21 protein-coding genes are annotated in these 24,542 nt (G+C 62.7%); 15 read left to right on the top strand and 6 right to left on the bottom strand.

Annotation, left to right across the window (positions count from 1 at the left end; genetic code table 11):
* The first annotated feature begins 23 nt into the window (after positions 1 to 23).
* From BN1136_RS04970 to BN1136_RS04955, 4 genes are all read left to right on the top strand, one after another.
* Positions 24 to 1,259, top strand: a complete 1,236-nt coding sequence (locus BN1136_RS04970; protein ID WP_043761375.1) for an HD-GYP domain-containing protein — start codon at positions 24 to 26, stop codon at positions 1,257 to 1,259.
* A gap of 353 nt (positions 1,260 to 1,612) precedes the next feature.
* Positions 1,613 to 3,304, top strand: a complete 1,692-nt coding sequence (locus BN1136_RS04965) for a sensor histidine kinase (protein WP_043761378.1) — start codon at positions 1,613 to 1,615, stop codon at positions 3,302 to 3,304.
* Entirely contained in the window at positions 3,301 to 4,005 is a 705-nt protein-coding gene (gene btsR, locus BN1136_RS04960; RefSeq protein ID WP_043761380.1) for a two-component system response regulator BtsR, read from the top strand. The genes BN1136_RS04965 and btsR overlap by 4 nt, the downstream gene beginning before the upstream one ends.
* Before the next feature lie 140 nt (positions 4,006 to 4,145).
* Complete coding sequence (locus BN1136_RS04955) at positions 4,146 to 5,567, top strand: carbon starvation CstA family protein (protein ID WP_043761382.1); 1,422 nt, start codon at positions 4,146 to 4,148, stop codon at positions 5,565 to 5,567.
* A gap of 62 nt (positions 5,568 to 5,629) precedes the next feature.
* On the opposite strand, the gene BN1136_RS04950 is transcribed toward BN1136_RS04955, so the two are convergent.
* Positions 5,630 to 7,255, bottom strand: a complete 1,626-nt coding sequence (locus tag BN1136_RS04950; RefSeq protein ID WP_043761384.1) for a mechanosensitive ion channel family protein — start codon at positions 7,253 to 7,255, stop codon at positions 5,630 to 5,632.
* A gap of 245 nt (positions 7,256 to 7,500) precedes the next feature.
* Between BN1136_RS04950 and BN1136_RS04945 the strand changes: the two genes are divergently transcribed.
* The 5 genes from BN1136_RS04945 (at position 7,501) to BN1136_RS04925 (ending at position 12,838) form a co-directional block, all read left to right on the top strand.
* Positions 7,501 to 7,833: a DUF3302 domain-containing protein gene (locus BN1136_RS04945; RefSeq protein WP_043761386.1), complete on the top strand. Its 333-nt coding sequence runs from the start codon at positions 7,501 to 7,503 to the stop codon at positions 7,831 to 7,833.
* Positions 7,834 to 7,843: 10 nt separating this feature from the next.
* The gene (locus BN1136_RS04940) at positions 7,844 to 8,881 is read left to right on the top strand and encodes an HlyD family secretion protein (RefSeq protein ID WP_043761388.1); all 1,038 of its coding nucleotides are present in this window, start codon (positions 7,844 to 7,846) and stop codon (positions 8,879 to 8,881) included.
* A 115-nt stretch (positions 8,882 to 8,996) separates the two neighbouring features.
* Positions 8,997 to 10,757, top strand: a complete 1,761-nt coding sequence (locus BN1136_RS04935; RefSeq protein ID WP_043761390.1) for a DNA repair helicase RadD — start codon at positions 8,997 to 8,999, stop codon at positions 10,755 to 10,757.
* 88 nt (positions 10,758 to 10,845) lie between these two features.
* Entirely contained in the window at positions 10,846 to 12,279 is a 1,434-nt protein-coding gene (gene dacB / locus BN1136_RS04930; protein WP_043761392.1) for a D-alanyl-D-alanine carboxypeptidase/D-alanyl-D-alanine endopeptidase, read from the top strand.
* Positions 12,280 to 12,580: 301 nt separating this feature from the next.
* Positions 12,581 to 12,838 carry a GrxA family glutaredoxin gene (locus BN1136_RS04925; protein WP_043761394.1) on the top strand — a complete coding sequence of 86 codons (258 nt, stop codon included), beginning with the start codon at positions 12,581 to 12,583 and terminating at the stop codon, positions 12,836 to 12,838.
* A 58-nt stretch (positions 12,839 to 12,896) separates the two neighbouring features.
* On the opposite strand, the gene BN1136_RS04920 is transcribed toward BN1136_RS04925, so the two are convergent.
* Positions 12,897 to 13,106: a DUF1653 domain-containing protein gene (locus BN1136_RS04920; protein ID WP_043761396.1), complete on the bottom strand. Its 210-nt coding sequence runs from the start codon at positions 13,104 to 13,106 to the stop codon at positions 12,897 to 12,899.
* 345 nt (positions 13,107 to 13,451) lie between these two features.
* Here BN1136_RS04920 and BN1136_RS04915 point away from each other — a divergent pair, with 345 nt between their 5' ends.
* Complete coding sequence (locus BN1136_RS04915; RefSeq protein WP_043761398.1) at positions 13,452 to 14,666, top strand: pyridoxal phosphate-dependent aminotransferase; 1,215 nt, start codon at positions 13,452 to 13,454, stop codon at positions 14,664 to 14,666.
* Between the two features lie 61 nt (positions 14,667 to 14,727).
* Here the strand turns inward: BN1136_RS04915 and BN1136_RS04910 are convergent, their stop codons facing one another.
* Together BN1136_RS04910 and fabV are read right to left on the bottom strand one after the other, a co-directional pair.
* Entirely contained in the window at positions 14,728 to 16,203 is a 1,476-nt protein-coding gene (locus tag BN1136_RS04910) for a YfcC family protein (protein ID WP_043761400.1), read from the bottom strand.
* A gap of 162 nt (positions 16,204 to 16,365) precedes the next feature.
* Positions 16,366 to 17,559 carry an enoyl-ACP reductase FabV gene (gene fabV / locus BN1136_RS04905; protein ID WP_043761402.1) on the bottom strand — a complete coding sequence of 398 codons (1,194 nt, stop codon included), beginning with the start codon at positions 17,557 to 17,559 and terminating at the stop codon, positions 16,366 to 16,368.
* Between the two features lie 270 nt (positions 17,560 to 17,829).
* Between fabV and BN1136_RS04900 the strand changes: the two genes are divergently transcribed.
* Positions 17,830 to 18,126 carry a DUF4124 domain-containing protein gene (locus tag BN1136_RS04900; RefSeq protein WP_052365684.1) on the top strand — a complete coding sequence of 99 codons (297 nt, stop codon included), beginning with the start codon at positions 17,830 to 17,832 and terminating at the stop codon, positions 18,124 to 18,126.
* A 486-nt stretch (positions 18,127 to 18,612) separates the two neighbouring features.
* Positions 18,613 to 19,911 (top strand): methyl-accepting chemotaxis protein, encoded by a 1,299-nt coding sequence (locus BN1136_RS20655; protein WP_043761405.1) that lies wholly within the window; start codon positions 18,613 to 18,615, stop codon positions 19,909 to 19,911.
* 81 nt (positions 19,912 to 19,992) lie between these two features.
* Here BN1136_RS20655 and BN1136_RS04890 read toward each other — a convergent pair whose 3' ends face one another.
* Both BN1136_RS04890 and BN1136_RS04885 read right to left on the bottom strand, forming a co-directional pair.
* Entirely contained in the window at positions 19,993 to 20,190 is a 198-nt protein-coding gene (locus BN1136_RS04890; protein ID WP_043761408.1) for a hypothetical protein, read from the bottom strand.
* Positions 20,191 to 20,247: 57 nt separating this feature from the next.
* A complete protein-coding gene (locus BN1136_RS04885) occupies positions 20,248 to 21,144 on the bottom strand; it encodes a DMT family transporter (RefSeq protein ID WP_043761410.1) in 897 nt (298 codons plus the stop codon).
* Between the two features lie 111 nt (positions 21,145 to 21,255).
* Here BN1136_RS04885 and rsxA point away from each other — a divergent pair, with 111 nt between their 5' ends.
* From rsxA to rsxC, 3 genes are all read left to right on the top strand, one after another.
* Positions 21,256 to 21,837 (top strand): electron transport complex subunit RsxA, encoded by a 582-nt coding sequence (gene rsxA, locus BN1136_RS04880; RefSeq protein WP_043761412.1) that lies wholly within the window; start codon positions 21,256 to 21,258, stop codon positions 21,835 to 21,837.
* A gap of 4 nt (positions 21,838 to 21,841) precedes the next feature.
* Entirely contained in the window at positions 21,842 to 22,408 is a 567-nt protein-coding gene (gene rsxB / locus BN1136_RS04875; protein ID WP_043761413.1) for an electron transport complex subunit RsxB, read from the top strand.
* A 14-nt stretch (positions 22,409 to 22,422) separates the two neighbouring features.
* On the top strand, positions 22,423 to 24,542 hold a 2,120-nt coding region (gene rsxC / locus BN1136_RS04870; RefSeq protein ID WP_043808139.1), incomplete at its 3' end, for an electron transport complex subunit RsxC.

Here is a 24,542-nt window from a genome sequence, read left to right as displayed (position 1 = left end):
AAATTCGACAGAAGAGCTAATCCATGGCGCTGATCCAGGCCTCCATCGAGCAGTTGAGAGTCGGCCACTACATCCATCTCCCCACGGGATGGACGAGTCACCCTTTTATGTTCAATGCCTTCAAGATCCGCGACCAGCACCAGCTCGATATCATCCGACACCTCGAACTCACCCTGCTGATGGTGGATCCCGACAAGAGCGATCTGCCCGTCGAACCCCTGTTGCGCGCCGACCCGGCCCCCTCCCCCGAGCGGGAGATGACGCAGGACACCCCCTTGCACTCCACGGAGCCCACCTTCGACGAGAAGGCGTTCAGACGCTCCCTGCGCACCGCCGACAAGGCCTTCGGCCAGTCCCTCTCGGATTTGCGCGATGCGCTCGGCGCCCTCAACCTCAAGCCTGACGAGGGGCTCGCCAATACCGCCCAGCTAGTGCGCAGCACCGCCAGCCGTCTTGCCAGCCATCAGGGGCCGCTCGGGTTGCACCTCATCCGCAGCCAGCACACGGATAGCCTGCTGCAACACAGCCTGAGCGTGGCCTTCATCGCCATGCTGATGGCCCGGGAACTCGGCATGACCCCGATCGACATCGAGGAGGCGGGACTGGCCGGCCTGCTGCACGACATCGGCGAACTCAGGATCCCGAGCCAGATCACCCAGAAACGGGGGGATCTCAACAAGGCGGAGCAGAATTTTCTCAACATGCACCCCCAGTACGGGCTTGAGATGCTCAATCAGCTGCAGGCCTTCGAACCCAGGATCCGCGAGGTGGCCCACCTGCACCACGAGCGCCTCGACGGCAGCGGCTTCCCTCTTGGCATCGGTGGCGACAAGATCCCTCCCCTCGTCCGCCTCATCGGCCTGGTGGATCACTACGACGAATCGCTCCACCCCCGCAACGGCATCAACCCAATGGGGCCGAGCCAGGTCATCGGCCAGCTCTTCAAGCTGTCCCAGAAGAAGTTCGATCAGGATCTGGTCAGGTTGCTGATAAAGGTGCTGGGGGTCTATCCCCCCGGCTCCCTGGTGCGCCTCGACGACGACTCCGTGGCCCTGGTGCTGTCGACCGAACCCACCATGCCCCTCAAACCCAAGGTGCAGCCCTATATCAAGGGGCAGCGCCCGGAAGGGGTGGCCATGATCGACTTGCGGGAGGATGCGAGAAGCATAGTGGCCACCCTCAGGCCGGAAGAGCTGGATGAGGGACAACGGCCGTTTTTCAGCCTGGGCCGGCGGGTCTGTTACTATTTCGCCTTCTGAGTTATCCCCAGAAGCTGGGGATAACTCATTGGACAAACCTGAATAATTGCTCCATCCCCCTCAAAATCGTCTGCCATTGAAGCTGAATAAAAAACGCCCAACCAAGGGGTCGGGCGGAGCATGCCACCTCCGTGTGGGGTATCCTGCGGATACCTTCATGCTCTCTTCAGCAATATCAAGCGCAGGCAGGTTATACAAATATCAATTTAACATACTGATTTTATATGGTTTTATTTTTCAATTCTGGCAAACTGCCCCCGCCACCCGGCACCGGCCCGTGTCAAGACGAGATCTGGCTCACAGTGTGCCAGGGCGGCGTACAGACCAAGCATGATTGTTGAGGAAGGTTTTTTATGCAGTTAGTCCTCTCCCTGCTCCAGCAGATGAGCGTCAGCCTGGTCATCGCCTACCTCTTTTCCAAGAGCCCCCTGCTGCGCCCCCTGGCCAACTACTCCGTCAGACTGCCCCACAAGGTGCTGATATACGTCATCTTCTCCAGCTTCTGCATCCTCGGCACCTACGTGGGCCTCGACATCGACGAGGCCATCGCCAACACCCGTGCCGTCGGCGCCGTGCTGGGGGGCCTGCTGGGAGGCCCGCTGGTGGGATTTCTGGTGGGACTGACCGGGGGGATACACCGTTATACCTTGGGGGGATTCACCGATCTCGCCTGCGCCATCTCCACCACCTGCGAGGGGCTCCTGGGGGGTCTGGTGCACTGGCGGCTGATGCGGGCGGGCAGGGTGAATGACCTCTTCGAGCCCAGAGTCGCCTTCTTCACGACCTTCGTGGCCGAGATCATGCAGATGGTGATCATCCTGCTGGTCGCCACCCCGTTCGACAAGTCCCTGCTCCTGGTGCGCACCATCGCCACCCCCATGATCCTGGCCAACTCCTGCGGTGCGGCCCTCTTCATCAGCATGATCCGCGACCAGCAGCGGATGTACGAGAAGTTCTCCCGGGTCTTCTCCGCCAAGGCCCTCACCATCGCCAACCGTACCGTCGGCATCATGAGCCAGGGGTTCACCCCCGAGGCCAGCACCCGCATCGCCCAGATAGTGCAGGAGGAGACCGGGGTCGGCGCGGTCGCCATCACGGATACCGACAAGATCCTCGCCTTCATCGGCACCGGGGAGGATCACCACAAGCCGGGTACCCCCATCACCTCCGCCATCACCCTGCAGGCCATCGCCCAGAACAAGGTGCTCTTTGCCGACGGCAACAGCCAGCCCTATCGCTGCAGCCTCTCCCCCCAGTGCGAGCTGGGCTCGGTGCTGGTGATCCCCCTGCAGGGGGATCAGGGGGTGATCGGCACCATCAAGCTGTATGAACCCAAGAAGCGGCTGTTTCTCAAGATCAACCACACCCTGGGAGAAGGGATCGCCAACCTGCTCTCCCAGCAGCTGCTGAGCGGTCGGCTGGAGCAGCAGCAGCGCCTGCTGGTGCAGTCCGAGCTCAAGCTGGTGCAGGCGCAGATCAACCCCCACTTCCTGTTCAACACCCTCAATACCATCAGCGCCATCACCCGCCGCGACCCGGGCAGGGCGCGAGAGCTGCTGCTGCATCTCTCCCGCTTCTTTCGCAACAATCTCAAGCGCCAGCACGGCATGGCCACCCTGCGGGAGGAGCAGGAGCACTGCCTCTCCTACCTGGAGATTGAGCAGGCCCGCTTTGGCGAACGGCTGGCCGTCATCAACGAGATCCCGCCCCACCTGGCCGACCTGCAACTGCCGAGCTTCACCCTGCAACCCCTCATCGAGAATGCCATCAAGCACGGCATCTGTTCCCTGCTGGGCCAGGGGCGGATCCGCCTCTTTGCCGAGGAGGGGCCGGACCGGGTCACCCTCTGTGTCGAGGACAACGCCGGCGCCTGGGATCCCGCTTCCCGGAGCGATGGCCTCGGCATGAGCCTGGTGGACAAGCGCCTCAAGAGCGCCTTTGGCGAGCGCTTTGGCATCGATGTGCAGTGGGAGCCAGAACAGTGGACCCGGGTCTGCCTCACCCTCCCCAGACAGCCACCCTTCCCTTCCAAGGAGACGAGATGATCCGCATCCTGATCGTCGATGATGAACCCTATGCCCGCGAGGAGATGGCCGAGCTGCTCGGCGGCGAGCCCGACATCGAGATCCTGGACATGGCCACCAATGCCATCGAGGCACTGCCCATGATCCAGCGACTCAAACCCGACGTGGTGTTTCTCGACATCCAGATGCCCAAGCTCAGCGGCATGGAGCTGGTCGCCATGCTGGACCCCCTGCCCCGCATCGTCTTTGTTACCGCGTTCGACGATTACGCCATCCAGGCCTTCGAGGAGAACGCCTTCGACTACCTGCTAAAACCGGTGGAGCCGGCGCGCCTCGCCAAGACGCTTGGGCGACTCAGGCAGGACCTCACGCCGCAACCGGTCGGGAACCTGGCCCCGACCATCCGCCATATTCCCGGATACCTGCACAACCGGGTGCGGCTGCTGCCCACCTCGCAGGTGGAGTACGCCTTCTCGGATCTTGGCGGCGTCCATGTGGCCTGCCAGGGCGAGCTGTTTCACACCCAGCTCACCCTCAAGTCCCTGGAGGAGAAGACGCCGCTGCTGCGCTGCCACCGCCAGTATCTGGTGGCGCCGGCCGCCATCTTCGAGATCCAGCTGCTGGAGAACCAGCTGGCGGAGATAGTGACCCCGAGCGGGGCCCGGGTGCCGGTCAGCCGCCGCTACCTCAAGGAGCTCAAGGAGGAGCTGGGGCTGGAATAAGCCCCGGGATGTGCGCGAGATCACAACGGGCGACCGCTCGGGTCGCCATGTCGCCGCTCAGCCCGTTTACCTGCCGTTAACAGAAAGACCCACCTACACTGGCCGCGCACACCAAAAAATAACAAGGCAGGAGCGTAACAATGATCTGGTTCTTCCTCTGTGTCGGCTTGCTGATAGCCGGCTACTTCGTATACGGCAAATTCATCGAACGGATATTTGGCCCGAAACCCGAGCTGAAGACCCCCGCCATCACCATGGCGGACGGGGTGGACTATGTCCCCATGTCGGACAAGAAAGTCTATCTGGTTCAACTGCTCAACATCGCCGGCGTCGGCCCCATCTTCGGCCCCATCCTTGGTGCCCTCTACGGCCCGGTCGCCATGCTCTGGATCGTGTTCGGCTGCATCTTCGCCGGCGCGGTTCACGACTACTTCTCCGGTATGCTGTCGGTGCGCGCCAAGGGCGCCTCCGTGCCGACCGTGGTCGGTGAGCACCTGGGTACCGCCGCCAAGCACTTCATGAACCTGTTCGCCGTGGTGCTCTTGATGCTGGTGGGCGTCGTCTTCGTGCTGAGCCCGGCTGGCCTGCTCGCCAACCTCACCTCCACCGATCTGGTCTACTGGATTGCGGCCATCTTCGCCTACTACATCCTCGCGACCATAGTCCCCATCGACAAGATCATCGGCCGCTTCTACCCCATCTTCGGCGCCCTGCTGGTGTTCATGTCGGTCGGCCTCATCATCGGCCTCATCGTCTCCGGCAAGGGCTTCTACAACACCGGGATGGACTTCTCCAACCTGCACCCGACCGACCTGCCGCTCTGGCCGCTCCTGTTCATCACCATCGCCTGTGGCGCGGTCTCCGGCTTCCACGCCACCCAGTCCCCACTGATGGCGCGCTGCATGCAAAACGAAAGCTCCGGCCGCTTCATCTTCTACGGCGCCATGATAGGTGAAGGCATCATCGCCCTCATCTGGTGTACCCTGGGTCTCTCCTTCTACGACAGCACAGAAGCGCTCAACGCCACCCTGGCAAGCGGCGGTCCCTCTGCCGTGGTACACGAAGTCTCCACCAGCCTGCTCGGCACCGTTGGCGGCATCCTGGCCATCCTGGGCGTGGTGATCCTGCCCATCACCTCCGGTGACACGGCGTTTCGCAGTGCCCGCCTCATCGTGGCGGACTTCCTGAACCTGACCCAGAAACCCATGGCCAAGCGCCTGCTGATCGCCATCCCCATGTTCATCCTTGGTTTCATCATCTCCAAGGCCGAGTTCGGGGTGATCTGGCGCTACTTCGGCTGGGCCAACCAGACCACCGCCGTCATCATGCTGTGGGCCGCCGCCGCCTACCTCATCAAGGAAGGCAAGCTGCACTGGGTGTGCACCATTCCCGCCATCTTCATGACGGCCGTGGTGATCACCTACCTGGCCAACGCCCCCATCGGCTTTGGTCTGGAGATGGGTGTCTCCACCATCATCGGCCTGGTGGGCACCGCCCTCATCACCCTGGCCTTCCTGGTGAAATTCAGACCCTCGCAACTGAGGGAAGCCAAGGAGAGCTGAAGATTGACCCTCTCTCCATGACAAGAGGCCCGGCATTGCTGCCGGGCCTCTTTCTTTTGGGGTCACTTCCTGGCGGGTGTCCCCGGGGCGTCGGGGGCCTCGGCGGGTGCCTGATACCAGTGCTCCCTTGCCACCAGCACCGCCTGCTCCGGCTGGGCAATGAAGTTGGGGGACATGATCTGCACCCCGAACTCGTTGAAGACATCCTGGATGTGGCCATGCAGCTCCGTCCGGACCACGGCGGGCAGCAGGTCCGCCTTCATGCGCACCTGCAGCTCGTACTCCACATACCAGTCCTGCAGGTTCAGCTGCCTCACCAGGGGCGCCTCCGCCTGATTGAGCATGGTGCAGCGCCGCGCCGCCAGCTCCAGCATGGCATGTACCTGGCGCCAGGGGGCATCGTAACCTATGGTCACCTTGGTCAGGAGTGCCACCCCCTTCTCGCCGGCCAGCCGCGTCAGGTTGACCACCTTGCCCCCCACCACCACCGCATTGGGCAGCGTGACCTCGTGATCCTGGCGCGTCACCAGCTTGGTGGAAAGGGCGTTGAGCTCGCTCACCATCCCCTCGACCTCGCCGATCTGCACCAGATCGCCGGGTCGCAGCGCACGGGAATAGATGAGCACCAGGCCGCTCATGGCGTGGTTCATGATGCCCGCCGACCCCAGGGTCACCATCAGACCGAAGAAGACGCTGATCCCCTTGAAGGCGTCGGAGTCGGCGCCGGGCAGGTAGGGGTAGGCCACGGTCAGGGCAAACAGCCAGATCCCCACGGAGAGCAGGCGCCGGGTCGCTCCTATGGTCTCCGCGTGCAGTCCCTGCACCCGCAGTTGGCCGTGTTCGATGCGATCGAACAGGATGGCCAGCATCCGGATGAAGAAACGGGTGATGAGCACGATGAGCAGCACGGTCACCAGCCCCGGCATGGCCGCTATCATCCCCTCCAGCATGTCGCCGCACAGTTCGAACAGGGAGTCCCCCAGGCGCTCGCTCCAGGCCCGGGTCTGGGGGAAGAGGGCGAGCACATAGGTCAACCAGCCATAGGTGAGCATGAAGATCACCAGCAGGGTGACGAGGCCTATCAATCGGGCCTCCACGTTTCCCGCCACCTGGCGCCACTGGTGTGGAATAAGCCCCTTCTGCTGCAGGAGACGGTTGGCGAGCCAGCGTCTGACCCGTCTGTGGCCCCGCTGCAGCAACCAGGTCAGACCGAAGAAGAGCAGGCTGGCCAGCAGCGCCATGCCACCTGCCTTGAGCAGATAGGGGGTCGAATGCAGTTCAAGGTACTTGAGGCGCACCTTGTCCAGCCGTGCCCGCACCAGCTCGCTCGCCTGATCCAGGCTCAGTTCGTCGAGGGTTTCCAGATCCCCTTCCACCAGCACCAGGATCCGCTTGCCGTTGACCAGAAACTCGCGCGTATCCTGGCCAAAGCGCCTGGCGCTCACCAGGGTCACCGGCTCCTCCAGATCGGAGGCCTTCATCTGCATGAGCCGCTCCTTGACCAGACGGACCCGGGCCGCCCCGTCCAGACGGCCAAATTTCGCCTGCAACATGACGATGGGCTCGTGGAGCAATACCAGGGTTCTGGCCTTCTCCTGTTCGGTCGGCTCCATCCTGGGCTCGGCGGCCCATGACTGACTCACCGACAACACATTGAACAACAGCAACAGCGCCAACCAGCGGCTCATTTTGCATCCCCTCTCCATCCTGCCCCCAATTTTCCCTGCGAGACCATATAGTCCCGTTCCTGTTTGATTTTATAGAAGTAAATGTCTGGTGTGTGATAAATAGTCAAGCGATTAACCAGGCCTGTACCACAAGTTCAACACCAAGCTTGGGTCCTTGCGCTACGGCAATATACTGTCATCATGAGCTGGATACTGTGAAGGCGAGTGTCCGGATATGGCCTCGCAATTTGAGATGGGAGAAACCGATGGTACTTGACTACATTGCCCTGGGAATATTGGTGTTTGTCGTCTTGGTCATCTTCTATGGCGTTATCGTCATTCACGATATTCCGTATGAAATAGCCAAGCACCGCAATCACCCCCACCAGGACGCCATTCACGTGGCAGGCTGGGTCAGCCTGTTCACCCTGCATGTGCTCTGGCCCTTCCTCTGGATCTGGGCCACGGTCTACCGCCCCGATCGCGGCTGGGGGTTCAACCAGCGGCTGCAAAACGACGAAGACGAGATCACCGCACTCAAGAAAGAACTGGCCGTACTGCAGGCCCGCATGAACACGCTCGAACAGACCGATAAATAGGTAACTCCCCATGGACCTGCTACTGATCCTCACCTATGCAGCCCTCTGCATAGGCGTTTTCAAGATCTTCAAGATCCCGCTCAACAAGTGGAGCGTCCCGACGGCCGTGCTGGGGGGGATCGTCCTCATCGGCACCCTCATCATGCTGATGAACTACAACCACCCCTACTCGGAGCTGGCCCGCAACTACTACGTCTCCACCCCCGTCGTACCCCTGGTGAAGGGACGCGTCACCGAGGTGCCGGTCACCCCCAACCAGCTGGTCAAACAGGGGGACGTACTGTTTCGCATCGATGCCGAGCCCTTCCAGGAGAAGGTCGCCAGCCTGACGGCACGGCTTTCCTCCAACCAGGACTACCTCAAGTCCCTCGATGCCCGGCTGCGCTCTGCCAGCCTGGACCGGGATCGCGCCCAGGAACTGATGCGACGGGGTATCGGCAAGCAGCGTGATCTGGACGTGACCCAGGCCAACGTGGACGACATCGTCGCCCAGATCGACCAGCAGAAGGCCACGCTGGATGACCTGAAAGCCCAGCTCAACATCGCCAAGTACGATCTGGAGCAGACCGTAGTCTACGCCCCGAGCGATGGCCATGTGGTGCAGCTGGCGCTGCGCCCGGGCATGATTGCCGCCCCCTTCATGTTCCGCCCCGTGATGACCTTCATCCACGAAGACGCCAACTCCTACGTCGGCTGGTTCTGGCAGAACAGCATGCAGCGGCTCAAGGATGGGGATGAGGCCGAGGTGGTACTGGACGGCATCCCCGGCCGGATCTTCAAGGCCAGGGTGAAGAAAGTGATCCCCGCCATGGCCGCGGGCAACGTCCAGGCTCAGGCGGGCCTTATCGATCAGACTACGGCCCAGGTGCCCGGCCGTTTGCCGATCATCCTGGAGATCACCGACCCAGAGTGGGCCAAGTATCAGGTGATCGCGGGCTCCAGCGGCCAGGCCGCCATCTACACCGAGCATTTCCATCACGTGGCCATCATGCGAAAGATCCTGATGCGCATGGGCAGCTGGCTCAACTACCTGTTCCCCTTCCACTAAGCTTCGTTACCACCTCCTGTTTCGAGGGCCGCGCTTGCCGGCCCTCTGTTTTAAAGCCAGACATTTAAAAACCGAATCCCTATAATGGCGCCATCTTGCAGCAGCCAGTCTCCCCATGTTCGTTCTAAGACCCTATCAAACCGACGCCGTCAACGCCGTCATCAGCCACTTTCGCAAACATCCGGATCCCGCCGTCATCGTGCTGCCCACCGGGGCCGGCAAGAGCCTGGTGATCGCCGAGCTGGCGCGAAAAGCCCGCGGCCGGGTGCTGGTGCTGGCCCACGTCAAGGAGCTGGTGGAGCAGAACCACGCCAAGTACGAGGCCTGGGGGCTCAAGGCCGACATCTTCGCCGCCGGACTGTCCCGCAAGGAGGCCAGCGCCCAGGTGGTGTTCGGCTCGGTGCAGTCGGTAGCCCGCAATCTGGATGCCTTCGACGGGGCCTTTTCCCTGCTTATCATCGACGAGTGCCATCGGGTGTCGCTCGATGATGACAGCCAGTACCATCAGGTGATCGACCATCTCAAGGCCGCCAATCCGGCCCTCAAGATCCTGGGTCTCACCGCCACTCCCTACCGGCTGGGGCTGGGCTGGATTTACCGGCGTCACTACCACGGCATGGTGAAGAGCCACGGGGAGCGGCTGTTCGGTGACTGCGTGTTCGAGCTGCCCCTGCGCTTCATGGTGAAAAACGGCTACCTGACCCCGCCCCGTCTCGTCGATGCCCCCGTCGTCCACTACGACTTCAGCCGACTGGTGCCGCGCGAGAACGGCCTGTTCAGCGAGGCGGACCTCAACGGCGAACTCAGGCGCCAGGAGCGGGTCACCCCCCACATCATCAATCAGGTGCTGGAGTACGCCGCCGAACGCCTGGGGGTGATGATCTTCGCCGCCACCGTCGAGCACGCCCGGGAAATTCACGGTCTGCTCGGCGCGCAAGGAGAAAAAGCGGCGCTGATCACCGGTGAAACCCCGAGGTCGGAGCGCGACGCCCTCATCAGCGCCTTCAAGGCCCGCGAGCTCAAATTCCTGGTCAACGTGGCGGTGCTCACCACCGGCTTTGACGCCCCCCACGTCGATCTGATCGTGATGCTCAGACCCACAGAATCGGTGTCGCTCTACCAGCAGATCGTCGGACGCGGCCTGCGCCTGTCGCCTGGCAAGACCGATTGCCTGGTACTGGACTATGCCGGCAACAACTTCAACCTGTTTGCCCCCGAGGTGGGGGAACCCAGACCCCACGCCGGCACCGAGCCGGTCCAGGTGCCCTGCCCCGCCTGCGGCTTTGCCAACACCTTCTGGGGCAAGACGGACGAAGACGGCAAGGTGATTGAACACTACGGCCGCCGCTGTCAGGGGTTGTTCGAGGATGACGAGGGCCATCGCGAGGAGTGCGACTATCGCTTTCGCGCCAAAATATGTCCCGCCTGCGGCAGCGAAAACGACATCGCCGCCCGTCGCTGCCAGTCCTGCGATCACCTCCTGGTGGATCCTGACGACAAGCTCAAGGAGGCGCTCAATCTCAAGGACTGCATGGTCATCCGCTGCGCCGGTCTCACCCTGACGGCTGGGCGCGGCAAGCAGGGGGAGCGGCTGGAGGTGACTTATCACGACGAGGACGGACTCACCCTGACGGAGTACTTCGGTTTCCACTCGGCGGGCGCACGGCGCTTGTTTCAACAGGTCTTTGTGCGTCATCATTGGCCCGCCCCGGGGCTGGAGCCCGAATTTGCCACCCTGGCGAGCGTGCTGGCCGCCAGCGGCCAGTTCCGCCACCCGGATTTCGTCATCGCCCGCAAGTCGGGCCGTTTCTGGCAGGTGAAGGAAAAAATATTCGATTACGAGGGGCGTTACCGGACTGCCAACGCCCCGGCCTGACCACACGTCCGGCCACATCAGGCAGTCACCCGGTTTGATTAGCAGGGCGGTATTGCATTGCCGCCCTTTCGTTCAGTTAGAGGATCCTATGCAGCGGCTGTTGATTGGTTTTTGTGCTCTCTTTTCCCTGGTGGCCCAGGCCACCCCGCTGACCCCGCCCAAGGGGGGCCAGTATGCCGTCATCGTGCAGGGCAACAACGGCATCGAGTTTTCCCGCAATGCGGATGACATGATAGCGCCCGCCTCCACCATGAAGGTGCTGACCGCGCTCGCCGCCCGCCTGGAGCTTGGCGCCGACTTCCGCTTCGCCACCGACCTCCAGGCCCAACCCGGCGCCAAGCAGGGGGATGCCATCAACGGTGACATCTGGATCAACTTCGTCGGCGACCCCACCCTGTCGCGGATGGATCTGGTCGCCCTGTTCAAGCAGCTCGGCGTCAACCAGATCAAGGGCAACGTCTACGTCAACACCGGTGCCTACAACGGCTATGAGCGCGGCAACGGCTGGTCCTGGGGGGATCAGACCCTCTGCTTCGCCGCCCCGGTCTCTTCCGTCATCATCGACAAGAACTGCGCCTACGGCACCGTCACCGCTACCCAGATCGGCAAGCCCGCGGTGGGCAATGTCGCCACCGGCGTCCCCATCGGCATCGGTGCCGACAACGTCGAGGTGATGAGCTATGGCGACATGGCGCGCCAGTTCTGCGCCCTGGAAGTAGACATGGCCAAGGGCAACTTCTACGAGCTCAAGGGCTGCATCACCCCGAACAAGGAGCCACAAGGGCTGCGCTTCGCCATTCACGACGTGGAGGCCTGGGGTTGGGACAACATCCGCTGGGCCATGAACCGTGCCGGGATCCGCCACGACGGCCTGCTGCGCGTCACCCACAAGGCCCCGGTAGGAGCCCAGACCCTGGCCACCCACTACTCCGTCTCCCTGCCGGTGATGCTCGCCAAGATGTTGAAGAAGTCCGACAACCTCTACGCCGACACCTTCCTCAAAACCGTGGGTCGCCACTACTACAACAAGCCGGGGAGCTATCGCAGTGGCACCATGGCGGTGCGCGCCATCCTGACCAAGCACGGCATTGACCTTGGTAACGCCACCCTGGCCGACGGCTCCGGCCTCTCCGCCCACAACCTCATCAGCGCCCGCCAGATGCTGTCGGTGCTGACCTTCATCCAGAAGAACGACGCCGAGCTCGATTTCATCAAGCTGCTGCCGAGCTCCCAGGTGGACGGTACCCTGGCCTGGCGCCGCAGCGTGACCGCCCCCATGATGAAGAACAAGGTGCACGCCAAGACGGGGACCATCACGGGCACCTCGAACCTCGCCGGCTTCATCGACACCGCCGGCGGCCAGCGCAAGGCATTCGTGATGTTCCAGCGCGGCCTGTCCCAGGATCCGGCGACCCACGATCGCTACCGCGCCAGCAAGGCGCCCTGGCCCTGGACCGTCTTCGAGAAGGGCGTGCTGGAGAGCATCTACCAGCAGCAGCCCATCCAGATCACCGCGCAGTAAAGAGTCTGGGCAGCCTTGCCTGCAAGGCTGCCTCCCTGCCCTGGACCGTCTTCGAGAAGGGCGTGCTGGAGAGCATCTACCAGCAGCAGCCCATCCAGATCGCCGAACAGTAAGCAGTCTTGCCAGCAAGACTGCCTTCATGCCCCGGGCCCGGTGATCCGGGTGCCATCGAACAGGGTGAACAGGGGCATCGCAATTTTCAGCTTTGACTGGCCCGGCGCCGAGGCTATGCTGTGCCCAGCCTCGCCTCAATGGCCTGCGTCAACGGCTTGTGTAACGGCTTGTATAACGGAGAGAAAAGATGTTTGTAGAGATTTTTGGTCGTCCGGGTTGCCCCTATTGCGTGCGTGCCCAGCAGATTGCCGAGCAGCTGACCGAGGAGCGCGATGACTTCGAGTTCCGCTACGTGGATATCAACGTCGCCGGGCTGACCAAGGACGATCTGGCTGCCAAAGCCGGCAAGCCCGTGACCACGGTGCCGCAGATCTTCCTGGACGAGCAGCACATCGGCGGCTGCACCGACTTCGAGGCCTATGCCCGAGCCAATCTGGGTCTGTAAGCCCAACCCCTTTGCAAAAGGCGCCCCAGGGCGCCTTTTTTCATGCCGCACGCCTGCCTTATGCCACCGGCGTGAAACGGCTCACCACCTCCCCCTGGTGCTCAATCCACTCCATGAACATGGCCACGGGGCGGGCATAGACCTGGCCGTCCTGCTCCGATTGGTAGACGACCAGCTGCTCCCCGGTCTCGGTGTGCAGGGCCAGGGCAAGCACCTGGTAGTAACCCCCCTTGAAATGACGATAACGACCGGTGGCGGGTGCATGCATGACAGAGCCTCAATGATGAAAGAGAAAGGAGCCCGACCTGCCGGACAGGCGGGGTGAAAGCGGATTTTTACCCCAGCCAATCGTGCCAGATGGGCGGGATATTTCAATACACTCCCGTGGCTTTGTGCGCCCTCCCCTCATCTTTCACTGGTCTCTTGGAAACGGGCAAACGATCCTGCTGAATTTAACAAGTTGGCAACCCTGTTTTAGGGGTAAATATCAGGGATTTATTCCATAAATTAGATTGTTCTAGCATTCAATTCTGTGAAGAATAGGGGCAGAGAAATTTGATACTAAAAACAGCTTTTCTGCCAACGCGCCCCACGGGGAAGGAATCACGCTCACATGTTCACCATCGACAAGTCGCACAAGCTCGACGATGTCTGCTATGACATCCGCGGCCCGGTGCATAAAGAAGCCCGCCGTCTCGAGGACGAAGGGCACCGCATCATCAAGCTCAACATCGGCAATCCGGCACCGTTTGGCTTCGAAGCACCGGAGGAGATCATCAAGGATGTGATCCTCAACATGCCCCAGAGCCAGGGCTACTGCGACTCCAAGGGGCTCTTCTCGGCCCGCAAGGCGGTGATGCAGTACTACCAGCAGAAAGGGATGCGCAAGGTCGACATCGACGACATCTACATCGGCAACGGCGCGAGCGAGCTCATCGTGATGGCGATGCAGGCGCTGCTCAACAACGGCGACGAGATGCTGGTCCCCTCCCCCGACTACCCGCTCTGGACCGCCGCCGTCACCCTCTCCGGTGGCCATGCTGTGCACTACCGCTGCGACGAAGGGGCCGACTGGTATCCGGATCTCGACGACATCCGTGCCCGCATCACCCCGCGCACCCGCGGCCTGGTGCTGATCAACCCCAACAACCCGACCGGCGCCGTCTACGGCAGCGAGTTCCTGCTGGAGGTGATCGAGATCGCCCGCCAGCACAACCTCATCATCTTCGCCGACGAGATCTACGACAAGATCCTCTACGACGACATCGCCCACACCAGCGTCTGCACCCTGTGCGACGACGTCATGGTAGTGACCTTCAATGGCCTCTCCAAGGCCTACCGCGCCTGCGGCTTCCGCCAGGGCTGGATGGTCATCACCGGACCCAAGGGGCGTGCCAAGGGCTATATCGAGGGGCTGGAGATGCTGGCTTCCATGCGGCTCTGTGCCAACGTGCCCATGCAGCATGCCATCCAGACCGCCCTTGGCGGTTATCAGAGCATCAACGAGCTGATCCTGCCGGGTGGTCGCCTGCGTCGCCAGCGGGACAAGGCGTGGGAGCTGCTCAACGACATTCCGGGGGTCTCCTGCGTCAAGCCCAAGGGGGCGCTCTACATGTTCCCGCGCCTGGACCCCAAGGTGTACGACATTCGCGACGACCAGAAGATGGTGTTCGATCTGCTGCAGCAGGAGAAACTGCTGCTGGTGCAGGGCACCGGCTTCAACTGGCCCGCGCCGGATCACTTCCGCCTGGTCTTCCTGCCCCGTGAGGAGGAGCTCGAAGAGGCCATCGGCCGCCTCGCCCGCTTCCTCAAGGGCTACAAGCAGTAAGCTCTGAACATGAAAAAGGCTCCTTCGGGAGCCTTTTTTCTATCGGTCGTGTGACGTCCCATCAGCCGTGCAGCAGGGCCCCGGCCACCAGCACCCCCATGGTGATGAGCCCTACCCCGATGATGAAGGGCAGCACCCAGCGCACGAAGCGGTCGTAGGGGATCCTGGCGAGCGCCAGTCCCGCCACCAGGTGGGCAGCGGTGGGAGCGAACAGGTTGATCCAGCCGGAGGCGGACTGGTAGGCGGTGATCACCAGATCCCGGGAGATGCCGGAGAAGTCCGCCAGCGGCCCCATCAGCGGCATGGAGACGGTCGCGAGCCCCGAGGTGGAGGGGATGAAGAAGCTCAGGATGATGTGCACCAGATAGGCCATCAGGATGAACACCGATGACGACAGCCCGCTCACCAGCCCCTCGGCCCAGTGCAAGATGGTGTCGATGATGACGCCGTGCTCCATCACCACATAGATGCCACGCGCCACCGCCACTACCAGGGCCACCCCGATAAGATCCCGAGCCCCGTTCAGGAAGGTTGCCACATAGTTGGACTCGGGCATCCGGTTGATGAGCGCGATCAGGATGGAGGCGCTGAAGAAGAGGGTGGAGAGCTCGTCGAACCACCAGCCCAGGGTGGGCAGCAGATCGATGCCCAGATCCGACCAGGGCACCACCGCATAGATCATCAGCAGGAAGGTGCCGAAGAAGACCAGCATGGTGAGCTTCTGCCTGCCGCTGAAGGCGTGGTTGCTGCTCTTCATCTGTGAGAACTCGTCGTCATAGACGATGTCCGCCAGCACGGAGCGGGCGCTGTCCTGCTGCACCCGCTTGGCGTAACGCATCACGTACCAGGAGGCGAAGATCACCAGCAGCAACCACTGCACGACCCTAAGACCAATCCCCTCGCCGATGGGGATGCCGGCAAAGCCGGAGGCGATGCCGGTGGCGAACGGGTTGACGGTGGAGGCGAGCACCCCGACCCCGGAGCCAAGCAGGATGATGCCCGCCGCCACCATGCGATCGAAGCCTGCCGCCATCATCACCGGCACGATGAGCGCCCAGAAGGCCACCGTCTCCTCCGCCATGCCGAAGGTAGAGCCCCCAAGGGCAAACAGGGCGATCAGCACGGGGATGAGCAGCCGCTCGCGCCCGGCAAAGGTGCGAACTATGGCCCCCACCCCGGCATCGAGCGCCCCGCTCTGCATGGTCACCGCCAGAAAACCGCCGATGATGAGCACGAAGAGCGCCACATCCGCCGCCTTGTGAAAGCCCTGAATCGGCGCCTTGAGCACCTCGAACACCCCCTGGGGCTGGGAAGGCAGCTCGGTGTAGCTGCCGGGCACCGGCAACAGCCGCTCGTCGCCGCTATAGTCGGCTACGGCAGCGGCCGCCACCGGCTGCTGGGTCTTGGCGGTCACATAGTTGTATTTGCCCGCCGGCAGCACCCAGGTGAGGGCCGCCATCAGGGCGATGATGAGAAAGAGCAGGGTGTAAACCGTGGGGAGTTGGCGCTTCTTGGGCGCGTCGTGTGGAGTGGTCATAGCTTCCGTACCTCGGCAGTGCCGTCATGTTATCCAGACTGCGCAAGCCTAGCGGGTTTGATATGGAAATAAGGTGATCGCGGATAATAAAATTCTGTCATCAGAGAAATGCTTGCCAAAAAAACAGGGCCCCGCGGGGCCCTGTCTGCACTGACAACCGGCTTACAGCTCGACCACGTCGAACTGCACGTCCGGGTTCACGTCCGCATCGTAGTCCACCTCGTCCAGACCGAAACCGAACAGGCGCAGGAACTCCTGCTTGTAGCCGGTGTAGTCGGTCAGTTCACTGAGGTTCTCGGTGGTGATGGAGGGCCACAGATCGCGGCAGGTCTGCTGCACGTCATCACGCAGTTCCCAGTCATCCATGCGGATGCGGGCCTGCTCGTCCAGCGCCAGATCCGCGCCGTACAGACGGGTGCGCATCATGCGATCCACCTGCTCCATGCAGCCCTCGTGAATGCCCTTCTCCTTCATGATCTTGAACGCCATGGAGATGTAGAGCGGCATCACCGGAATGGCGCTGGAAGCCTGGGTCACCACGGATTTGAGCACAGCCACGTGGGCGGTACCGCCCTTGGCAGCCAGATCGCCACGGATGGCGGTGGCGGCGCGGTCCAGATCTTCCTTGGCGCGGCCCAGGGTGCCATGCCAGTAGATGGGCCAGGTCAGATCGGTACCGATGTAGGAGTAGGCCACGGACTTGGCGCCGTCAGCCAGCACGCCCGCATCGCGCAGGGCCGCCATCCACAGCTCCCAGTCCTGACCGCCCATGACGGTGATGGTGCTCTGGATCTCTTCCTCGTTCGCCGGCTCGACGGTGGCGGTGATGATCTGATCCTTGTTGGTATCGATGGCGGTGGAGGTGTAGACCTCGCCGATGGGTTTCAGGGCGGAGCGCACCACTTCGCCGGTATCCGGCAGCTTGCGCACCGGGGAGGCCAGGGAGTAGACCACCAGGTCGATCTGCCCCAGATCCTGCTTGATAAGCTCGATCACCTTGGCGCGGCACTCGTGGGAGAAGGCATCGCCGTTGACGCTCTTGGCGTAGAGACCCGCCTCTTTGGCGGCCTTGTCGAAGGCAGCGGAGTTGTACCAGCCGGCGGTGGCCGTCTTGGTCTCGCTGCCCGCTTTTTCGAAGAAGACGCCGATGGTGGCGGCACCGCTACCGAAGGCGGCGGCAATGCGGGAGGCCAGGCCATAACCGGTGGAAGCGCCGATCACCAGCACCTTCTTGGGGCCATTCTCGATGGCGCCCTTGGCCTTTGTATAAGCTATCTGGCGACGAACATTGGCTTCACAACCGACCGGATGAGTGGTGGTGCAGATAAAACCGCGAACCTTGGGTTTGATGATCATATGGGGTCTCGGATCCGTTAAATGGATGAAATCGGGGCATAAGATACCTCATTGTGGCCCGCTATGGTGCTCTGATGTGTTGAACGGCGGGGAAAATAGGCCGAGATCCGCCGTTTTGCACGACAACTGGCTACCCCCTGCACAAGGGATGACCCCGTGCGGATTAGCCGGAACGCCGCTGACGTGACCGCTCGCCTTGCGAGGGACGGCGCCATTGTCTGACCCGACGCCATGTACTAGTGTGCAAAGGGAGGATTCAAGGAGGAGTCTATGTCACGCACCCTGGTCATCTCTCTCGTCTGCCTGGTGATCACCGTCCCCCCCGTTGCCCGGGCCGACGTCTATCAATGTTCCCGCAATGGCCGCATCACCTTCAGCGACATCCCCTGCAGCAGCGACGCCAAGCCCCTGCCGCTCCACATCTATACTCCCCCGCCCGAAGAGGTGGAAAAGGCCATCAAGCAGACCCGGGACATTGAGGAGAGCCTGGCCAACAGCCTGAAGCAGCGCGAGCAGGAGGCCGCCAGGAAAGAGGAAGAGCGGCGGGCGGGCCAGCTTCAGAAGTAGGTGAGGAAAACAACCTGGGCCCCGAGCCCCGCCACAGACACCGCTCTCCCGCCCACCGCAGGGCCCATCCGAGGAAATCCGGCTGAACACACAGAACACAGACGAGCGGCAGCCCTTCTCCTCGCTGCCACTCTGTCTGTCAGGCGCCCCTCGCCTACAAAGACCCATAAGACACCGTATTATCGGCAGCGCCACGGTAGACTGGCCCGTATGGTGCTTTCTCAGCGGAAATTCATCTCCTGATGCAGCCTGGCCAAGTGTCAGCCAGCATGAGATGGACTGCGCCACAAAAAGATCCATTTGATAACCACTCGAATGAGGTTTTGATGAAAATCGGGGGCATTGGTTAATTAATCTGGAATTCAGCAGCAAAAACAACGAAGTTTCATGGCCGGGCCGTTCAGCTTTGTCAAAAATTGCCGCTATTGTTAATGAGCTCAAATGACCGTCGTCACATACCCAAGGATCTCATGGAGGAGCTCCGTTATGTTCTGGAATCAAAAAGCAAGCAAAGAAGTCAGCGAGCAAGCGGCGAGGATGGTGGAACTGGGAGCGTTCGAGCAGGCCATCCAGTCCCGGGTGCCCTTCATCCAGTTCACCCCGGCGGGCATGGTCACCTTCGTCAACGACCTCTTCCTGGACATTGTGGGATTCACCCGTGAAGAGGTGATCGGCAGGCACCACAGCACGCTCTGTTTCCCGGAAGACGTCAAGACCCGCGAATACGAAGGGCTGTGGCAGGATCTGCGGGGGGGCGTCTCCCGCAATGGCCGCTTCATTCGCCAGTCAAAATCGGGCAAGGCCATCTGGCTGGAAGCCACCTATTTCCCCATCGTCATCGACGGCAAGGTGGAGCGGATCGCCAAGGTCGCCTCGGATGTCACCCAGCAGCAATCCACCCTGGAGCGCACCCAGGCTCTGCTCGCGGCCCTCGACAAGTCACTGGCGGTCATCGACTTCCACCCCGATGGCACCGTCATCACCGCCAACCAGAACTTCCTCAACTGCTTCGGCTACCGGCTGGACGAGGTGGTCGGCAAGCATCATCGCCTCTTCTGCGACCCCGAGTTCTACCAGAAAAATCCCAACTTCTGGCACGATCTCGGCTCGGGGGACATCAAGTCCGGGCTCTTCATGCGCCTGGGTCACCGCGGGGAGAAGATCTGGCTGGAGGCCACCTACAACCCCATCTTCAACCACGAGGGCAAGGTGGTCAAAATCATCAAGCTGGCCAGCGACATCACGGAGCGGGTGGAAAAATCCATCTCCACCCGGGAGGCGGCCCACAAGGCCTGCGCCATTGCCAGCGAGACAGTCGCGAGTGCCGCCAAGGGGCGGGAGGTGATCGACCGGGTGCTGGAAACCTCCTCCCACATCAACCTCTCGGTCAATACGGTCAGCAAGCAGATAGAGCAGCTCAACCAGCAATCCCGAAGCATCGAGTCCATCATCTCCACCATCAGCGGCATCGCTGATCAGACCAACCTGCTGGCCCTCAACGCCGCCATCGAGGCGGCCCGGGCCGGCGAGCAGGGCCGCGGCTTTGCGGTGGTGGCAGACGAGGTGAGGCAGCTGGCGGCGCGGACCTCCAGCTCCACCAACGAGATCGTCTCCGTCATCAAGCACAACTCGGAGATCACCTCCAAGATCACCCAGACCGTCTCCGTCGTCTCCGACAAGGCGGTGGCCGGGCAGGATCAGGCCAACATCATCGCCAACGTCATCAAGGAGATCATCGAGGACGCCAACTCGGTCTCGGACACCGTCAAGAGCCTCTCCATCTGAGCGAAAGCCGCCAATGACAACGGGGGGCCAGGCCCCCCGTTGTCATTGCTATGCGTGCTATCCGTAGAACCGCAAACCGGCTCAGCCATTCCCGAGGAGATAGTGTCTGGCCTCCTCGTCGGCCTGGCCGAGGGCTGCCTCCCACAGCTCGGCGATGCAGAGCCCCTCCTCCCCCACGGCCTCCTCTTCCAGCGCCTCCAGCGCCTGGGCATCGGCCAGGGTAAAGGGGCGGTGGCTCAGCAGCCTCTGCGCTTCGTCCAGCAAGTGCATGTCGCTCATCATTGGCTCCTTTCTCGTCAGGGGTCCCTGTCCAGACTGTAGCCCAGTGGCGACGACTCATCCCCCGGTGGCGACCGCCTCCGCCCGCTTCCTGCCGGACGGCAGCTGACCCACGGCGATGCCGGCCAGCACGGCGGCGCAGGCGAGCCATTGCAGCGGCGTCAGGGTTTCCCCCAGCAACAGATAGGCGAGCAACAGGGTAAAGACGGGAATGAGGTTCACATAGGCCGCCGCCAGGGTCACCTTCACCTGGGTCACCGACCAGTTGTAGAGCAGGTAGGCCCCGAGCGTCACGAAGGCGCCGAGGAAGACGATGACCGCCATGTCCTGCCAGGCCCAGTTCGCGGGCCAGGGTGCACTGAAGGCGAAGGGGGCGAAGAAGAGGGTGCCGACGAAGGCCTGCAGCGCCGTCAGCGTCATCACGCCGTAGCGGCTGGAGAGCTTCTTGAACACCACGGAATAGGTGGCGGCGCAGAGCATGGCCCCCATCTCCAGGCTGTTGCCGAGCAGGGCGTTGGGGGCAAACTCGTCAGCCCCCTCCCCCAGCCCCAGCAGGGCGATGCCGAAGATGGCGATGGCAAATCCCAAGAGCTGGCGGCGGCTCACCCGCTCTTTGAGCAGCACGAAGGCCACCAGGGCCACCATCAGGGGCAGGAGGGCACAGACCATGCCGGCCTGACCAGCGCTGGTGTAGCGCAGGGCATTGACCTCCAGCAGGAAGTAGAGGCAGGGCTCCAGCGCGCCCATCAGAGCCAGCCAGCGCCAGTCCCCCTTCTGGTACTGGACCCGGCCGAGCTGGCGGTAGCAGAGCAGCCAGCAGCCCGAGGCCACCAGCATGCGCATGAAGAGCACCTGGCCGAAGGACCAGACTTCCAGCACATGTTTGAGAGCGATAAAGGAGCTGGACCAGAGCAGCATGGCCAGGGTCAGCGTCAGGATGGGTAAAGGGCGCACAATGCCTCCATGAATTGGGCATTCGAATAATAACCATACGGCCTTGCGGTTGTCTAAAGGCACCTAACATCAGATAATGTGGCCGCCTTCACACCGGATAACCCATCGTCAATGACTGAGTACCTGCTTTTACTGATCGGCACAGTGCTGATCAACAACTTCGTGCTGGTGAAGTTTCTCGGCCTTTGCCCCTTCATGGGCGTCTCTGGCAAGCTGGAAACCGCCATCGGCATGGGACTGGCCACCACCTTCGTGATGACCCTTGCCAGTGCCTGCTCCTACCTGATGGAGCACTACATCCTGATCCCGCTGGAGATCGCCTACCTGCGCACCCTGGGTTTCATCCTGGTGATCGCCGTGGTGGTGCAGTTTACCGAGATGGTCATCCGCAAGAGCAGCCCGACCCTCTATCGCCTGCTCGGCATCTTCCTGCCGCTCATCACCACCAACTGCGCCGTGCTCGGCGTGGCGCTGCTCAGCATCAACGAGCGCCACAACTTCATCCAGAGCATCATCTACGGTTTCGGGGCGGCCTGCGGCTTCTCCCTGGTGCTGATCCTGTTTGCCGCCATGCGTGAGCGCCTGGTGGCTGCCGACGTGCCGGCCCCCTTCCGCGGCGTCTCCATCGCCATGGTCACCGCCGGCCTGATGTCGCTGGCCTTCATGGGCTTTACCGGCCTCATCAAGATATAGCGCTATGACTCACATACTCTTTGCCATTCTGGTGCTGGCCCTGCTGGCCCTGGCCTTCGGCATCATTCTCGGCTTTGCCGCCGTCAAGTTTCATGTGCAGGCCGATCCCGTCGTCGATCAGCTCGACGCCCTGCTGCCCCAGACCCAGTGCGGCCAGTGCGGCTACCCGGGCTGCAAGCCCTATGCGGAGGCGGTGGCCAACGGTGACAAGATCAACAAGTGCGTGCCCGGTGGCGATGCCACCATGCGCAAGATAGCGGATCTGATGGGGGTCGAGCCCCAGCCCCTGGACGGCGGTGAGCAAGCGGCTACCCCCGTCAAGAAGGTGGCCTTCATCCACGAGGACATGTGCATCGGTTGCACCAAGTGCATCCAGGCCTGCCCGGTCGATGCCATCCTCGGCGCCACCAAGGCGATGCACACCGTCATCGCGGCCGAGTGCACGGGGTGCGATCTCTGCGTCGATCCCTGCCCGACCGACTGTATTGAAATGATCCCGGTGCCGACCACGGTCGACAACTGGAAATGGGATCTGGCCAAGGTCGCCATTCCGGTCAAGATAGTGGAATAAACAGCGGAGTAACCATGCAGCATCTGCTCGAACGCATCAAAGCCGGCACCCTCTGGGATTTCCACGGCGGCATTCATCCCCCCGAGAACAAGCACCAGTCAAGCCTGACCCCTGTAGTGGACGCAGGCCTGCCTCCCCAGCTCATCATCCCGGTGCGCCAGCACGCGGGTCCCGCCGGCGAACTGCTGGTACAGGTGGGAGACAAGGTACAAAAAGGCCAGCCGCTCACCCGTTTTGACAAGGGGCGCATCGTGCCGGTGCACGCCTCCACCTCCGGCACCATCACCGCCATCGAGCAGCACACGGTGGCGCACCCCTCCGGTCTTGATGATCTCTGCATCATCCTCACCCCGGACGGCGAAGATGCCTGGGGCGAGCGCAAACCCCAACCGGACTACTGGAATCTGGAGCGGGGCGAGCTGCTGGAGCGCATCCAGCAGGCGGGGATCGCCGGTCTCGGCGGCGCCGTCTTCCCGACCCACAGCAAGCTCGACGGCCGCGGCCAGCTCACCGAGATCCTGATCGTCAACGGCCTGGAGTGCGAGCCCTACATCACCACCGACGACAGGCTGATGCAGGAGTATGCCGACGAGATCATGGACGGCATCCGGGTGCTCAAGCACCTGCTCAAGCCGAAGCTCACCCTGATCGGGGTGGAAGACAACAAGCCCGCGGCCATCTCGGCCCTGACCCGGCACGCCACCGACGCCGATGTGCTGGTCAAGTCGGTGCCGACCAAGTACCCCTCGGGCGGTGCCAAGCAGACCATAGAGCTGCTCACCGGACGCCAGGTCGCCAAGGGCGGCCGCGCGGTGGACATGGGCATCATGGTGCTCAACGTCGCCACCGTGTTCGCCATCAAACGTGCCATCATCGACGGCGAGCCGCTCATCGAGCGCATCGTCACCCTCACCGGCGACGCCTTCAAGAAACCGGGCAATGCCTGGGTACGCCTCGGCACACCGGTACGCTGGCTCCTGCAGCGCTTCGAACTGCAACCGGAAGCGGATCAGCGAGTCATCATGGGGGGGCCCATGATGGGCTTCACCCTGCCCCACGCCATGGTGCCCGTGGTCAAGGCCACCAACTGCCTGCTCTCCCCCACCCGCGCCGAGCTGCCGCCCCCCGGCCCGGAACAGGCCTGCATCCGCTGCAGCGCCTGCGCCGACGCCTGCCCGGCCACCCTGCTGCCCCAAGAGCTCTACTGGTACAGCCGGGTCAAGGAATACGACAAGGCCGAGAAGCTCAACCTGTTCGACTGCATCGAGTGTGGGGCCTGTGCCTGGGTCTGCCCGAGCGAGATCCCCCTGGTGCAGTACTACAAGATCGCCAAGGACGACATTCGCGAGGCCCGTGCCGAGGCCGAGAAGGCCGAGCGTGCCAAACAGCGCTTCGAGGCCAAACAGGCCCGCTTCGAGCGGGACAAGGCGGCGCGCGAGGCGCGCCATGCCGAGGCCGCGGCCCAGCGCCGTCAGGCCATGACGGCGGCCGGGGGAGAAGATCCCGTCGCCGCCGCCCTCGCCCGCCTCAAGGCCAAGCAGGAGGCTACCGCCACCGAGACGCCGGTGGACAACGCCGCCATGGCGGCGGCGCGCGAGGCACGCAAGCAGGAGGCGCTGGCACGTCGTGCCGCCAAGGCGGCCGATGAGGCTGCCGCCCCCAGTGCCGAGCCCGCCGCCGAGGTCGATCCCAAGAAGGCGGCCATCGCCGCCGCCCTCGCTCGTGCCAAGGCCAAGAAAGCCGCCCAGGCCACCGGTGACGGCGCGGTGAGCGAGCCTGATGGCAACGCAGCACCGGCCCCGCTCACCGAGCCCGCTGCCGAAGCCGATCCCAAGAAGGCGGCCATCGCCGCCGCCCTCGCTCGCGCCAAGGCCAAGAAGGCTGCCCAGGCCGCCGGTGACGGCGCGGTGAGCGAGACTGAAAGCCGCACCGCGCCAGCCCCGAGCGTAACCGAGGCAGAGCCCGCCGCCGAGGTCGACCCCAAGAAGGCGGCCATCGCCGCTGCCATCGCCCGCGCCAAGGCCAAGAAGGCTGCCCAGGCCACCGGTGACGGTGCGGTGAGCGAGGCCGAAAGCAGCGCAGAGACAGCCCCGAGCGTGGCCGAGCCCGCCGCAGAGGTCGATCCCAAGAAGGC

Origin of the sequence: Aeromonas taiwanensis, from assembly GCF_000820165.1 — a bacterium.
Lineage (GTDB): Bacteria > Pseudomonadota > Gammaproteobacteria > Enterobacterales > Aeromonadaceae > Aeromonas > Aeromonas taiwanensis.
Note: the sequence above shows the minus strand (reverse complement) of the source record. Positions and strands in the feature narration are given on the sequence as shown.